This is a genomic window from Neobacillus driksii, assembly GCF_013409995.1.
Classification (GTDB): domain Bacteria; phylum Bacillota; class Bacilli; order Bacillales; family Cytobacillaceae; genus Neobacillus; species Neobacillus driksii.
Genome location: NZ_JACCBX010000008.1, coordinates 184570 through 198319, shown reverse-complemented (window position 1 = coordinate 198319; position 13750 = coordinate 184570). Strand labels below are relative to the sequence as shown.

General features: G+C 36.0%; 18 protein-coding genes and 2 pseudogenes. 13 read left to right on the top strand and 7 right to left on the bottom strand.

Annotation, left to right across the window (positions count from 1 at the left end; genetic code table 11):
- Window positions 1-27 precede the first annotated feature (27 nt).
- The 6 genes and pseudogenes from F4694_RS19045 to F4694_RS32325 all read left to right on the top strand — a co-directional run.
- Window positions 28-441: pseudogene (locus F4694_RS19045) on the top strand (DUF418 domain-containing protein); the annotation flags it as partial.
- 97 nt (window positions 442-538) lie between these two features.
- A pseudogene (locus F4694_RS19040) lies at window positions 539-1104 on the top strand (dihydrofolate reductase family protein).
- Window positions 1105-1205: 101 nt separating this feature from the next.
- Window positions 1206-1457, top strand: a complete 252-nt coding sequence (locus F4694_RS19035; RefSeq protein WP_179600838.1) for a hypothetical protein — start codon at window positions 1206-1208, stop codon at window positions 1455-1457.
- 209 nt (window positions 1458-1666) lie between these two features.
- Window positions 1667-2041 carry a MerR family transcriptional regulator gene (locus F4694_RS19030; protein ID WP_257029307.1) on the top strand — a complete coding sequence of 125 codons (375 nt, stop codon included), beginning with the start codon at window positions 1667-1669 and terminating at the stop codon, window positions 2039-2041.
- A gap of 182 nt (window positions 2042-2223) precedes the next feature.
- Window positions 2224-3348, top strand: coding sequence for an NADH-dependent flavin oxidoreductase (locus tag F4694_RS19025; RefSeq protein WP_179600834.1), 1125 nt, complete (start codon window positions 2224-2226; stop codon window positions 3346-3348).
- Window positions 3338-3463 carry a hypothetical protein gene (locus F4694_RS32325; protein ID WP_257029306.1) on the top strand — a complete coding sequence of 42 codons (126 nt, stop codon included), beginning with the start codon at window positions 3338-3340 and terminating at the stop codon, window positions 3461-3463. Before F4694_RS19025 ends, F4694_RS32325 begins: the two co-directional genes overlap by 11 nt.
- 135 nt (window positions 3464-3598) lie before the next feature.
- Here the strand turns inward: F4694_RS32325 and F4694_RS32725 are convergent, their stop codons facing one another.
- The 3 genes from F4694_RS32725 to F4694_RS19015 form a co-directional block, all read right to left on the bottom strand.
- The gene (locus F4694_RS32725) at window positions 3599-4072 is read right to left on the bottom strand and encodes an MFS transporter (RefSeq protein WP_306458494.1); all 474 of its coding nucleotides are present in this window, start codon (window positions 4070-4072) and stop codon (window positions 3599-3601) included.
- Between the two features lie 15 nt (window positions 4073-4087).
- Entirely contained in the window at window positions 4088-4822 is a 735-nt protein-coding gene (locus F4694_RS32720; RefSeq protein ID WP_306458493.1) for a multidrug effflux MFS transporter, read from the bottom strand.
- Between the two features lie 140 nt (window positions 4823-4962).
- Complete coding sequence (locus tag F4694_RS19015) at window positions 4963-5397, bottom strand: nuclear transport factor 2 family protein (protein WP_179601088.1); 435 nt, start codon at window positions 5395-5397, stop codon at window positions 4963-4965.
- Between the two features lie 246 nt (window positions 5398-5643).
- Here F4694_RS19015 and F4694_RS19010 point away from each other — a divergent pair, with 246 nt between their 5' ends.
- The 3 genes from F4694_RS19010 to qacH all read left to right on the top strand — a co-directional run bounded on the left by F4694_RS19010 (window position 5644) and on the right by qacH (window position 7305).
- Window positions 5644-6189 carry a TetR/AcrR family transcriptional regulator gene (locus F4694_RS19010; RefSeq protein WP_179600832.1) on the top strand — a complete coding sequence of 182 codons (546 nt, stop codon included), beginning with the start codon at window positions 5644-5646 and terminating at the stop codon, window positions 6187-6189.
- Between the two features lie 180 nt (window positions 6190-6369).
- Window positions 6370-6582: a DUF6366 family protein gene (locus tag F4694_RS19005; protein WP_179600830.1), complete on the top strand. Its 213-nt coding sequence runs from the start codon at window positions 6370-6372 to the stop codon at window positions 6580-6582.
- Window positions 6583-6927: 345 nt separating this feature from the next.
- Window positions 6928-7305, top strand: a complete 378-nt coding sequence (gene qacH, locus F4694_RS19000) for a quaternary ammonium compound efflux SMR transporter QacH (RefSeq protein WP_179600828.1) — start codon at window positions 6928-6930, stop codon at window positions 7303-7305.
- Between the two features lie 58 nt (window positions 7306-7363).
- Here qacH and acpP read toward each other — a convergent pair whose 3' ends face one another.
- A complete protein-coding gene (gene acpP, locus F4694_RS18995) occupies window positions 7364-7600 on the bottom strand; it encodes an acyl carrier protein (RefSeq protein WP_179600826.1) in 237 nt (78 codons plus the stop codon).
- 167 nt (window positions 7601-7767) lie between these two features.
- On the opposite strand from acpP, the gene F4694_RS18990 reads away from it, so the two are divergent.
- Complete coding sequence (locus F4694_RS18990) at window positions 7768-8130, top strand: group I truncated hemoglobin (protein ID WP_179600824.1); 363 nt, start codon at window positions 7768-7770, stop codon at window positions 8128-8130.
- Window positions 8131-8240: 110 nt separating this feature from the next.
- On the opposite strand, the gene F4694_RS18985 is transcribed toward F4694_RS18990, so the two are convergent.
- Window positions 8241-8663: an SRPBCC family protein gene (locus F4694_RS18985; RefSeq protein ID WP_179600822.1), complete on the bottom strand. Its 423-nt coding sequence runs from the start codon at window positions 8661-8663 to the stop codon at window positions 8241-8243.
- A 132-nt stretch (window positions 8664-8795) separates the two neighbouring features.
- Window positions 8796-9212, bottom strand: coding sequence for a DUF1284 domain-containing protein (locus F4694_RS18980; RefSeq protein WP_179600820.1), 417 nt, complete (start codon window positions 9210-9212; stop codon window positions 8796-8798).
- Between the two features lie 552 nt (window positions 9213-9764).
- On the opposite strand from F4694_RS18980, the gene F4694_RS18975 reads away from it, so the two are divergent.
- From F4694_RS18975 to F4694_RS18965, 3 genes are all read left to right on the top strand, one after another.
- Entirely contained in the window at window positions 9765-10802 is a 1038-nt protein-coding gene (locus F4694_RS18975; protein ID WP_179600818.1) for a sensor histidine kinase, read from the top strand.
- Between the two features lie 207 nt (window positions 10803-11009).
- A complete protein-coding gene (locus tag F4694_RS18970) occupies window positions 11010-11699 on the top strand; it encodes a DUF421 domain-containing protein (protein ID WP_179600816.1) in 690 nt (229 codons plus the stop codon).
- Between the two features lie 57 nt (window positions 11700-11756).
- On the top strand, window positions 11757-11915 hold the full coding sequence (locus tag F4694_RS18965; protein ID WP_179600814.1) for a hypothetical protein: 159 nt from the start codon (window positions 11757-11759) through the stop codon (window positions 11913-11915).
- Window positions 11916-12231: 316 nt separating this feature from the next.
- Here the strand turns inward: F4694_RS18965 and F4694_RS18960 are convergent, their stop codons facing one another.
- Window positions 12232-13653, bottom strand: coding sequence for a Na+/H+ antiporter NhaC family protein (locus F4694_RS18960; protein ID WP_179600811.1), 1422 nt, complete (start codon window positions 13651-13653; stop codon window positions 12232-12234).
- Window positions 13654-13750: the final 97 nt, after the last annotated feature.

Sequence of the window (13750 nt, the reverse complement as noted above, 5' to 3'; positions counted from 1 at the left end):
GCTAGTTTTGGACTTTTACTATCGACAGTTGGCGGGATCCCGATGGCCCTAATGTCATCTTTGGTTTGGATAAGTTACAGTGATGTATGGGAAGTAACAGCAAAATCACTTCATACACTCACAGGTTATGCAGGTGGAGTTGGATGGACGGCGCTGATTGGATTGCTAGTTATTAAACTGGAAGGAAAAAGTGGCAGCATAACAAATGCCATTGCAGCTCTTGGACAACGTTCATTGAGTTTTTATCTATTTCAGTCTGTTCTGTTTGTGATCATTTTAGCTCCTTATGCTGGTGGTCTTGGTGGACACATTGGTCAATTGGAGAGTGATTTGATTGCGGTGTTCGTTTGGGTGCTTTCAGTATTCGTTGCTAATTATATGCATGGACGATCGATAAGAGGACCTTTTGAGACCTTCTTAAGAAAGAGATCAGCCATTTAATCAAATTAAAAACGGAGCAAAAGCTGAAGATCTAACGAGTTATCTCCAGCTTTTCTTTGCACTTATCAATTTTATATAACGAAAAGGAGGCAGAACGATGTCTATAGAGGGAAGGCGAAGAAGAATCATTTTAGATTTAGCCGTTACGTTAGATGGTTTTATTGAAGGAAAAAATGATGAAGTGGATTGGTGCATAATAGACTCGGACATGGGGTTTATTGATTTCTTACACCAAATTGATACCATTTTATATGGAAGAAAGAGCTATGAGTTATGGGGGAAATATACTCCAGAAACAGAAGTGACGGATATTGAAAAAGAATTATGGGAAGCAGTACATAGTAAACAAAAATATGTGTTTTCAAGAACGCAAAAAGGGACGGATGATAAAGCTATATTTATAAATGATCAGATCCTTGAGGAAGTAAAGTAAAGAATAAGCCTGGGAAAGACATCTGGTTATATGGCGGATCCAGTCTTATTACAAGGTTTATTAAGTTAGGACTTGTAGATGAATTTAGATTATCTGTACACCCTGTTGTTTTAGGAGAAGGAAAGCCGTTGTTTATGGATATTCGAGAGAGGTTAAATTTGAAATTAGTCAATACAAGATCATTCTCCTCTGGCGTTGTCCAGCTAATTTATCATTTGAATAGGGATTAATCTGTTTTAATATCTTGGGCTGATTCATTCAGCTTTTTTTATGCATCAAAAACAAACATATGTTCTATAATTAAAATAACAACAAAAATGGGGGGATTAGAGTGTATTTCAATCTGGAAGTCCATATTTGCATCGAAGGAACAAGGATGTTATCTAAGGGCAGGTTTGCAACTAGGAAAAAAAGTGAAATTCCATTGGTGGCATATCAGATTGTACGAGACATTAAGCGAGAGACCGGTTATCGTACAACATTAATCGAAAAGGTTATTGTAAACGGAACAGAGGATATAACGGATGAGGTTAAGAAAATCGAATGTATGCCCATTCCTCCTTTAGATAATATCTTTTGGTAAAAACTTGTACGCATACATGGCAGGTTAGAGTCACAAATATTACTGCGGTGAATTTTTGTTTTTTTATATGCCATTAACGATGGGAATCAACTCAAAACGGACAGAAGAATTAAAAATTTTTGACTTAGAGTAAACTCTAAGTATTACCCTTTCTTTGTATCACAAATTAATGGAAATAAGATATATCTGATTTATTGGAGGCGGTTATATTGACATATTCTATAGGAGAATTTTCTAAAATCGTGGGGTTAAGCGAACATACATTGAGGTTTTATGAAAAGGAAGGCTTAATAAAAGTAAACAGAGACGATAACAATGTGAGAATCTACACGGATGAAAATAGATTATGGATTGAATCTTTGCTCCACCTAAAAAATACGGGGATGTCACTAAAAGACATGAAACAATTCGCAATGTGGGGGCATATTGGGGATGAAACAATGGAAGAACGGTTAGCTTTACTTAAAAATCATAGAAAAAAAGTAGTAGAGGAATTTGAGAAGCTTCGTCAAAGTTTAGAGCATCTGGATAATAAAATTAATTTTTATGAAAATGAACTAGGAGACTGTTTCTCTACAAATTAAGCAGCTAAATGGTTTTTCCGTTTGCCTCCTTTTTGATACCCCTACAGATAGCTATCGAAATCATTTTTTTATAGAAAATAGTAAAATACTTGCCTTAGAGTCCACTCTAAGGATTAATCTATTCTTGCACCAATAAAAAACATATGAAAGTTTGATAAAAAACAAATTGAAAGAGGTAAAAAATGAACACAAAATATAGCAACTTATTTGAACCCTTTACTTTTAAAAATGGTATCACCCTTAGTAATAGGATCGTAATGGCTCCAATGACAACTTGGTCCAGTAATGATGATTACACGATTTCAGACGAAGAAGTTAATTATTATAAAAGAAGAGTCAATGGAGTGGGACTTGTGATAACTGGCTGTACGCATGTGCAACCAAACGGTATAGGTTTTACGCATGAATTCGCAGCTTACGACGATAAATTTATTCCAAGTTTACGTAAATTAGCTGATGCTGCCAAAAGTGGTGGAGCTCCTGTGTTACTTCAAATTTTCCATGCAGGCAACAAAGCACTGCCATCTTTAACTCCAAATGGTGAGGTGGTTAGTTCCAGTGCGGTAGAAACTGAAGCTACGGGATTTGCACCTTCAGTATTACCTAGGGAACTGTCTCATGATGAAATCTTGGAAGTAATTCATGCGTTTGGAGAAACAACAAGACGAGCGATTGAAGCTGGTTTTGATGGTGTTGAAATTCATGGTGCACACGGATTTTTACTTCAAAACTTCTTCTCCCCTTTCTTCAATCGACGTGAAGATGAATGGGGTGGATCCCTAGAAAATCGCTTGCGTTTCCCATTGGCAGTCATTCAGAAAATGAAAAATGTGATTAAGAATCATGCAACAAGGCCGTTTATTTTCGGATACAGAATATCACCTGAAGAACAAGGGGGTTATGGGATGAAAGAAGCCTATGAATTTATTGACCATCTGGTTGAACAGGATTTGGATTACATCCATGTATCGCTTGATGATGTTTCTTCAAAACCACGAGGCATTGAAGATGGAAAAACACGGCTTGAATTAATTGTTGAACATGTAAACGGAAGAGTTCCTGTTATAGCTGCAGGTTCTATGGTAACTGCTGATGATGTTGCATCTGCTTTAAATAAGGGTTTATCCCTAGCAGCAGTTGGTCATACGTTAATCATGAATCCAGACTGGGTAGAAAAGGTTCAGAATGGAAAAGAAGCTGAAATTAAGACAGCAATTAAGACTTCACAAATGAGCGATCTTGAGCTTCCAGAAAAACTTTGGGGGGTCATTCAAGCTTCAGGTCCATGGTTTAAGATTGAAGATTAAAATCGAAAAGAAAAGAGATAAGGTTGTCGTTCGTACAACCATTATCTCCTGCTCGTACCATTGCATTTGTATGGGTATTGCTGCTGATGAAGTAAAAAAATGTAAAGAACTTTAGGAATTTAAGTATATTTCTTCAAAAAGGACAAAGAAAAGCCGATTTCTTAATAGGATAATCGGCTTTTTTTTTCTATTTTATCTTAACGAAAACGGTTTAGACACATTAAACAAGCTACCCCGCTCCTAAACGTAATTAATCCAAATTTATTTCTTGAGGAGCAGGCACAGGTTTTCCGTTTTTTATTAGGACGGCATTAAAAAAGACAGCCAACAAACTGGTTGCAAAGATAATTACTCCTAATGGTATGGCAGAATATTCACCCGCCATTCCCACAAGTGGGGAAGTAATTGAGCCTAATAAAAAGGGTAGGATTCCTAAAAGTGCAGATGCACTGCCAGCCATGTGCCCTTGTGATTCTATTGCTAACGTAAAAGAAATTGGTCCAACAATTCCTAATGATGCATTGGATAAGAAAAGTGAGAAAACCAAAGCAGCTAACGGCCCATGAGAAAGAACCACAATAAGTACAGCAATACTAGAAATTAAGGAAGATAACAATCCAATCTGAAAAATAGTATGTGGAGTTGTTCGTCCTGCCAATCGTTTTTCGAATTGAGCCCCTAGCATTAAACTAATTCCATTTAAAGCAAAGAGGATTGAAAACATCTGAGGAGATACACCTTAAATGTTTTGGTAAATAAAAGGGCTTCCTGAAATGTAGGCAAAACAGCCTCCAAATAAAATGCCAGATGCAAGACCATAACCCATAAATCTTCTATCTTTAAGCAAGGTTTTATAGTTTTTTACTAATATTTTAAAATCACTTGAGATACGATTGGTTTTTGGTAATGTTTCTTTTACTCTCCAAACCGTCATGATGGTCAAATATATTCCAACAATCCCTGTAACGATAAATACTCCTATCCACGAAGTAAAAGAAATGACGGCACTTCCTGCAAGTGGTGAAAGTAATGGAGTAACACTAGTAATGGTGGTAAGCAGTGCGAAAAACTTAGTTAATTCAACACCATTATATAGATCACGAACGATTGCACGGGCTATAACAAGCCCTGCAGAAGCTGAGAATCCTTGTATAAAACGCAAAATAATAAAAACTTCCACGTTTGGTGAAATGGCACAGCCGACAGAGGAAATGAAAAATAGAATCATAGAGAATAGCAAAGGCTTTCGTCTGCCATGAACATCACTTAAAGGACCGATTACAATCTGACCTAAGCTTAATCCTAACAGGGCGGAGGTTAAACTAGCTTGGACCATCGATGCGTTTGTTCCAAAAAACTTCATAATTTCGGGAAATGAAGAAAGATACATATCAACGGTGAATGGCACCAATGCACAAAAGACGGCTAATAAAAGGGCAAATCTAACCTGATGGTTATTTGTTTTCGAATTCAATTATTTACAACTCCTTTATAGTTCTCATACTATTTTTTTGATGAATTTGATAAATTTATGGGATTTATTGCCTTTAAAGCCGTAAATGGGTCGATCCATTAACTGGATAACCCATTTCGGAATTTACTCAAACTAAGCAATCACTGGTTTAATTCTTGTCTATCATTCCACACAAAAGTGGATGTTCTTTTAGCGATCAACCACTGTCCGTTTTCAAAGATATACTCATCCTTATAAGAAACTGCTGAAGCGTTATTTATTTTCTTCCCATTTTCGGAACCAATTAGGTCTACTCTACAATAGAGAGTCCCTTCAGCTTTATTTCCGTTTATTTCCACAACATGTTGACCATTAATATGATAAACCGTTTCGAAATTCGCTAAGAAGGCCTCAAAAGCTTCTCCTATTTGTTTAGTCCCGTTTAAACTTGATGTTAACTGTCCATTTACATAGGATTCTACAGTAGCATCTTTAGTAAAAAGCTCCGTTTGCTTCCAAACGTCTTTCTTGTCTGCCAATATTGAGAAATTATCAACAAGTTCTCTAAGGGCTCTTACGTTTTCTAATTCTTCAATTCTTTTCTCTAAATTTGTTTATGTCATGTTTCTTCCTCCGAAATCTCATTTATTTTTAAATCTTGATTTAACTAATTTTAAAATGTTTCATATTAAAAATTCGTATTGTGGTTTTAATTCACAACTGTGTATAATATAAAATAAAAAAAGGGCGTACTCAATTGCCAAATAATCCTGATTCGAGAATTAATACACGAATTCGATAAAATTGTGCAATAAATACAAGGAGTTTGGAGGTCAATCAAGGTGACTAAAGTGGATAGAAGAATAGCCAAATCTCAAGAAGCCATAAAAAAAGCATTAATTGAACTAATGAATGAAAAACATTTCGATAAAATTACGCTACAAGATATTTCCGATAGAGCGAATGTTAACAGAAGGACTATTTACCTTCACTACATGGATAAATTTGATCTGCTTGAAAAAATTATCGAAGAACACATTAACAAGCTGCAAGAAATGTTTGAAGAGTTATCTGATGTGGACTTTATCACTGGTGGAGAAGCAATTTTTGAATATTTTCAAGAGAATTATTTATTCTTTTCAACAATGTTGGTCGGCGGTGGAGCCGATAAATTTCGGACTCAATACCTTGAGTTTTCAGTTGAACTTCTAAAGGGTGAAGTGAATACAGAAGAAGGCAAAAATAAGGGATTAAGTGAAGAGATTATTCTCCGATTTGTTGCAGCTGCTTATGTAGAGGTAGTTGAATGGTGGTTCAAGAAAGAAATGCCTTATCCGCCTCGTGTCATGGCAGAACAAGTGGGGTTATTAATAAAGAGAATTTTATAAGGAAGCCAATAACTACAGATTTGCATAAAATCCTGTAATTATTGGCTTATTTTCTATGAGGATTAAGGTAAGATACAACTACTTACTAATCAAATAATTTTTATGGAACACAAAGGCAGGATATGAAAGAAGGTATTACTAAGAAAATTAGAGAATACGTTATTCATAGGGGGTGTAGACTTGACTAATCCGATAGAAACTTCCGAAGAAAAAAGAGAGAAATTAAGACAAAAAGAACTAAATAAAAATCCGAGTGGTGCATTAAGAGATGGATTTAATCGAGCTGAAAATGGAAATTTAGCAGATTTAGTTGGTGGTTTAGGTTGGAAAGGAACAGGAATCTTAATTATTGTTTTAATAGCGGGTTATGTTTTATATAAACTGTTTTTTTAAAGGGTTTAAGCAGGCTAGCGATGATGTATTGGAAAAAATTTTGTATAGTTGAGGAAAGGGATGAATGAATTGGAAACATTTGGTACGATATTTCCGATTGTTTTATGGCTAGTAATTCTTGGTGGAATCGGTTTTGGCTTATATAGACTATTAAAAACGAAACAAAAATAACAAGTTATTATTATGACTTTATTTGGGTAGGTACTATTTATTGAAAAATTATGGTGTCCATTTGATAATTAAGGAGTTATATAAATATCTAAAGTAATTTTATCTCAACTTGCACCGCAAACAGCGGTGCTTTGTTGTGCAAAGAAATAAAGTTGCCTAGGGGGATGGGAAACAGTGTCGTATCTGTATTTAGCACTTGCAATAGTTGGGGAACTTATTGGATCTTCTTTATTAAAAGCATCAGAAGGATTCTCAAAACTTTTTCCTACAATAGGGGTAATAGTAGCTTTCGTTGGTTGTTTTTTCTTTTTGTCATTGTCATTGAAAACAATTCCATTAAATACTGCGTATGCAATATGGTCAGGAGTTGGAATTGTGGCTACGACAATTATTTCAGTTTTAATTTGGAAAGAGAAAATTAACTCTGCCAGCATTACAGGAATCATACTGATTCTTGCTGGAGTTGTAATATTAAATTTGTTTGGACCAGGACATGGAGAATCTAGTCATGACGCCAGCGAATCGATTACAATCAATGAAAAAATGGAATAACAAAAAATCCTTCTTAACCGAGAAGGATTTTTTTATTCATTTATATTTATTTGTCTTCTTATTTATTACGTTGGTTTTGAATATAGGTAACAACATCGCCGACTGTCTGAAGCGTCGCTGCTACTTTATCGCTAATTTCGATAGCGAATTCATCTTCTATTTCCATCGTCAGGTCCACCATATCAAGTGAATCAGCTTCGAAGTCATCTTTGAATGATGATTCCATTTTGATATTCTCCATTTTGACACCAAGTTGGTCTGCGATAATAGGCTTTAACTTTTCAAATGTGGTCATTGTGACAACCTCCTAAGTATTTCATAACCACTATTATAACAACCTATTGCGGAACATAAAACAAAAACTAGAGTTTACGATCGGAAAGGTTTTAAAAATCGTTATAGAATAAATACAACTTCTCTGAAGAAAACTACTTCTATTAAATTCTAGTTAGGAGTGTACATATGGAAGAAAACCTTTATGAAAAAGTTGGCGGAGAAGAATCGATTGCAAAAGTGGTGGACTATTTTTACTCCGAGTTGGTTCTTAAGGATGATACAGTAAATCAATTTTTTAAAGAAACAGATATGGAAAAACAACGCCGTCATCAGTCAAAATTTATTAGTTTTGCTTTAGGCGGTCCAAATCAATATACTGGACAATCTATGGCAAAAGCTCACGAAGGGATGAATTTGCATCCAGAGCATTTTAATGCAATAGTAAAACATCTTCACGACGCGCTTGCTCACTTTGGAGTGAATGAAAGAGATATCGATACAGCATTAACAAAAGTGGCATCCCTACGAGACGACATATTGTATAAATAAAGTTCAGTATATTTATGGAGTTGTGTTTACAGGAGAAATAAAGAAAGAACCGAGCAAAATTAAAGAGTCAATACTTTCCTTTGCCCGGTTCTATACCTTATATCGTGATTTTATTTTGAGTCAGTAACATATTTTTTAAAATTATCTAAAATCGCCTGCCAGCCGGCTTCTTGCATTTCAATAGGATTGCTGTTTTCAGCGTCAAAAGTTTCAATTACCTTTGTTTCGTCTCCTTGACGAATAAAATTGATCGTAACTTTTCTTCCATCTTCTAAGGAGTAAGCAATAACCTCATTTAATCGAACATCATCATAAACCCCGCCAAAGTCGAATCCAAAACTGCCATCTTTAGCTTCCATTCTTGAAAGAAATTTCCCGCCAACTTTCAAATCATTTTCAGCAAATGGAGTGTGCCACTCTTCTGAAGCAGAGTTCCATTTCTTGATATGAGTTGGCTCTGTCCAATATTCCCAGACCTTTTCTACTGGTGCTTGGACCGTTGTTTCTACGACTATTTTTTTTGATGTTTCCATTTCTTTTACCGCCTCTCTTATTACCAATATTATTTATGCGGTTTGTCTCAAAGAAGTCTGATTATATTGTAATTGAATTTCCATGTTTGCGCTATTCTAAATAGTTAAAAATTACTGGTTTTTTTCGCGGGATTATTTAACTTCCCTTAACCCTTTCCCATCAAGTATCTCTTGAATTCCTTCTTCACAAACACCATAGGATCTCCATGAGCAAGATTTACATACACGTTCTATATCGGTGGGGACGATATGCCTTCGGATAAGAAACTCAATGTCCTCCCAATTCAAAATTTGTCCAATTTTAAGCCCTAATTCTTCTAAAATCGCAGCGTCTCTTTCATAAATATTGTCATCTTGGCAGTGGTACACACCTGAGTTTGGGTACCTTTCACATAACTGGTCAGGACCCTTGACAAGTTGAATTTTGCTCTTGGGGTTTTCTCTCAAGGTTTGGTGCAGGAGTGTCATATTTTCAACGTATTCTTGGGAATAGCCCATTCCCCGATAGCCCAAAAGGCAAAATAGATGATGGCCTCTCAGCTTAAACATAAATTTTCCCCCATTCATACAGTTTCAATTGAATTAATGTTAACAGGAATAATAAACTGGTTAACAAATCATGATTATCATACCATATTATTACTAATTAGAGTGGGATTCTGTTGTATACATTGTGGAGAGTGCGTGCGGTTTTTCATCGAGTCTTTATGATAAAGTGAGGCATTAAGGCAGGACCTTAATGAAGAAGAAAACAATATCGACCATTTTATGGTAATAATAAAGTATAATGTGTAATGAAAAAAATAATATTATTGGTCCAAGTTAAAGTATAATATTGTTTGAGTGAACACACATAAATAGTGAAGGATTCAATATTGAAGAGGTACCAAAGATGAGTATAATAAAGGATTTTTTGCTGCAGCTTACGTTTATGCTTATACCCATATTTATTTACTATACATTTATTACAGAAAGGGTAAAAAATTATAAAAATAGAAAAGTAACAATGACCATTTTATGGGGAATATCAATAATAGCATGCATGTCCTTTCCTGTGGTTTTTGGTCAAAATGCTCGTTTGGAGTTGAGAATAATTCCTCATTGTTAGGAACGTTATATGGCGGATTTTTGCCAGGAATCTTTCTTTCAGCACTTATCATTTTTTATCGACTTTCCTTTGGACTGGATATAGGGTTCTATAATACAGTCCTTGTCTTACTGTTCTCACTGCCAGTCATCGTGCATTTTCAAAAATCGTTTGCCAGTTCGAAAAAAGATAGGAGAGTTAAAATTGCTGTAGGTCTTTCCTTTTACTATTGTCTAATTGGCCTAACGTTGTTAGGTATTTTAAGAGGTTTTTCAAAGGAGTATCTTACGGTTCCGATTATTCATCTTTTCTTTGCAGTCCTAGTCACTTGGTGTTTCACTATGTTAATTGAAGCAATAAGAGAAATACACCAGCTGCGCTTAGAAATGCAAAACTCGGAAAAATTACGTGTTATCGGAGAGTTAACCAGTGTTTTCGCTCATGAAATTAGAAATCCAATGCAAGCAACTCGCGGATTTCTGCAGCTTCTCAATGAGCCTGATTTATCCGATAAAAAGAAGGAATATATCCAAATATCCCTTGAAGAATTAGACCGCGCAAATGAAATAATTAATGATTTTTTATCTCTTGGCAAACCATCCATAGAAGATAAGAAAAGGATCAATATAGGTTATCAGATACAGCGTGTAGTAAATATTATTCACAGCTACACCTTAAATCGTAATGTTGAGATAGAAACTGATATTCTAGAAAACTGTTGGATATATGTGAATCCTCAAAGATTGAACCAGTCTTTAATTAATATATTAAAGAATGCGATCGAGTCTATGCCAAACGGTGGAACGGTTTGGATTACATGTACAACAGATGATCGGTATATTAAGATTTCCATTAAGGATCAAGGAATTGGAATGACAAAAAAACAAATTGATAGGCTTGGATCTCCGTATTATTCCTTAAAGGAAAGTGGGACAGGACTGGGAATGATGGTGAGTTTTCAAATTATACATTCCTTCAAAGGTAAAATACAAGTGAACAGTGAAAAGGATGTTGGGACTGAGTTTATAATTCTGTTACCCCAAATATCCTAAGTGAAAATATAATCTGGAACAAAGAAGCTCATTATAACGTGATGAGTTTTTTTGTTTTGGTAAACCCTATATGTAGTAGATATCCCCCTACTTAGGAGTAAGAGTCATTCTAACTGATTTTAAAGGTAAATGCTTTTTATAAAGGGCATGTTTTAGGAACAAACTATACAAACGAACTTTTTGGATTTAAAAAAGGGAGAAACGTCGATGTTAGGATCTGTAGAAATTATTTTTCGGACCTTTACTTCTTTTATTTTATTATGGATATTTGTCCAGCTGCTGGGTAAACAGACCATTGCCCAGAGGACCTATCACCTTTATATCGCTTCTATTACAATGGGGACTATTGCAGGAAATCTAGCATTCAATATAAAAGTTAAATTTCTTTATTTTATAATCGCCATTATTATCATGGGTGGTATCGTGTTTGTGCTGAATCTTGTTGCGGTTCGAAATCACCGCTTCCGAAAATGGATCGCTGGAGAACCTGCTACTTTAATTGAAAAGGGACAAATTCTTGAAGAGTCAATGGAACGTATGGGGTATTCACTAGATTCTCTTAAACAGGCATTGCGGGGGAAAGATATCTTCAACATAGAAGAGGTCGAGTGCGCTATTTTAGAGGTAAATGGCTCACTCTCTGTATTAAAAAAACCACAATATCAAAATACAACCAAGCAAGATTTAAATTTACGTCGCACTGCCGAAAATGCACCGGTAGAACTGGTCTATGATGGGAACATCCTATACGAAAACTTAACCAAACATACCTACGATGAAAAATGGTTAATGGCTGAGCTTAATAAAAGGAACCTAACTGTTCATGAAATCTCTTACGCTGTCGTAGGGACAAAAGGAAATTTATTTATTGAGTTGTTTAGGGATGAGCTAGATTAATTTTGCCGGAGTTCTGTAAATAATAAGAAAGTGACACGATTATGGAGGAGGACTACGATGCAACCTGATCACCAAGCTAAAAAGAATACTAGTTCTATTATGCAGCCAAATTTTGCCGGAACAGATGCACAGAAGGTAAAGCAACAAATTCAAAAAGATGTAAGCCAGGGACAAGGTGCTATGACTTCCCGAGAGGCTGGAGCCATGCAAGATTAAAAAACCACGCTGAGTGGTTTTTTCTTTTCGTTTATAAAATTCTTAGACCTTTCCCTATATAAAGGACAAATCAATGAGTAGCTTACAGAGATTTGTGCTTAAGCCGCTCTATGAAGGACAAATCAATGAGTAGCATACTGAGATTTGTCCTTAAGAGCCTATATAAAGGACAAATCAATGAGTAGCTTACCGAGATTTGTCCTTAAGCCCCTCTATAAAGGACAAATCAATGAGTAGCATACTGAGATTTGTCCTTAATCCCCTATATAAAGGACAAATCCTTTAATAGTTTTCTGTGCTTAATTCATATCACAAGTCATATAAAGAAGGCAGCCGCAAGATAGAAGACGATTGAAATCACTCCTCCTATGACAGAGACCTTCAATTTATATCGCGCGTATTCAACAATTGGCAAATCCATTATGGAAGCGGTCGTAATCGTCGTGTCTCCTAAAGGTGAGGCAAGTGCCCCAAAGGCTCCACTAGCAAACACAGCACCTACGGTTAACGGGATGGATGCACCGGTTGAGACTGCCAGACTAACACCCAACGGCATAAATAATCCCCATGTTCCCCACGAGGAACCAATAAAGTAGCCTACCACTGAGCCGAGGAGGAAGATCGTTGCCGGAGTTAACCAAGCTGGTAGAAAGGCACCTAAAGTTGAACTTATAAAGGTAGAAAAACCTAGGTCCTCAGCTGAAAGGGTTAATGACCAAATCAATACCAGTAAGCTAATGGCTTCCATCATCTGATTCCCGCCATCATAAAAATGGTACAATAACTCACTAAGGTGCTGCCTTCTAATAATATAAAAAATGAAGGATAGGATCAGTGTGATAAAAACCGCTAATAGCATGACAAAGGTGGCGTCTGCGATAGAAAAGGCATCGAATACGGTTTTTGCTCCTTTACTTTTTCCGTCCTGCCATAATAAGTACAAAGACAATCCTAACAGTAAGAATACTGGCACAATCAGGTTCCATGGCTGCGCTTTTACCATCGACAATTCTTTTTTAATACCAATGCGGTGAAATTCATGCTCTTCCTCTTCTAAATGCTCTTGAACACCTTTTACGCTCGAATCCTTCTTATCACGATTCCAAAAGGTTTGAATTAATCCGATGATCAGCGTGGTAATCGCAAAAAAGTTAAACAGAATACTTAGTAAGAATACTTCATAGGGCGACATGCCAAAATCCAAATCCCGAATACTGCCTTCTACCAAAGAAACCATAAACCCAACAAACGCGGTCGCCACTGGTAAGAGGACGATGACGGATTCCGTTGATATGTCCATCGTCAATCCAACTTTTTGCTTCGAGACATTCATTTTTTTCGCAAGAGATTTGACGACAGGACCTGTCATCATAATTCGAAACATCGGCATCATAAAAGTAAAGGGGAGAGTCAGCCAGATCAAACAGAGAAGTCCGCGTTCATTCTTTATCTTCGTGCCAACCCATTCTGAAAAACCTTTAATCCCTCCAGAAATGTTCATCATTCCCACCAGACCGCCAAACAAGTAGAGAAATCCAATAATTTTTATATTGGTCTCATCTGATAGGGTGGTGACCAAATAGGAAACACTTTGAATCGTTCCATCTAATAAATCCGATGTGAAGATCAAAGAACCAACCACAAGTCCAACGACTAGACCCGGTAAGATGTTTTTTAGCCAGATGGACATGGCAATTACGATGATAAATGGTAAAAGAGAGAGCCACGTATGTTCCAAAACATCTACCTCCTTCTAATATCGTGATTATACATATTCAGTTAGTGTTTCCATAACATTGCTAATAAATTGCCCATTTTTTAGAAAAGTGTTGATA

What these genes read in the sequence shown, in the direction of transcription:
- F4694_RS32725 (WP_306458494.1), bottom strand. Translation starts at nt 4,072, where the DNA reads ATGTTTTCAATCCTCTTTGCTTTAAATGGAATTAGTTTAATGCTAGGG.
- F4694_RS19025 (WP_179600834.1), top strand. Translation starts at nt 2,224, where the DNA reads ATGAACACAAAATATAGCAACTTATTTGAACCCTTTACTTTTAAAAAT.
- F4694_RS18990 (WP_179600824.1), top strand. Translation starts at nt 7,768, where the DNA reads ATGGAAGAAAACCTTTATGAAAAAGTTGGCGGAGAAGAATCGATTGCA.
- F4694_RS18980 (WP_179600820.1), bottom strand. Translation starts at nt 9,212, where the DNA reads ATGTTTAAGCTGAGAGGCCATCATCTATTTTGCCTTTTGGGCTATCGG.
- F4694_RS18965 (WP_179600814.1), top strand. Translation starts at nt 11,757, where the DNA reads ATGCAACCTGATCACCAAGCTAAAAAGAATACTAGTTCTATTATGCAG.
- F4694_RS18985 (WP_179600822.1), bottom strand. Translation starts at nt 8,663, where the DNA reads ATGGAAACATCAAAAAAAATAGTCGTAGAAACAACGGTCCAAGCACCA.
- acpP (WP_179600826.1), bottom strand. Translation starts at nt 7,600, where the DNA reads ATGACCACATTTGAAAAGTTAAAGCCTATTATCGCAGACCAACTTGGT.
- F4694_RS18970 (WP_179600816.1), top strand. Translation starts at nt 11,010, where the DNA reads ATGTTAGGATCTGTAGAAATTATTTTTCGGACCTTTACTTCTTTTATT.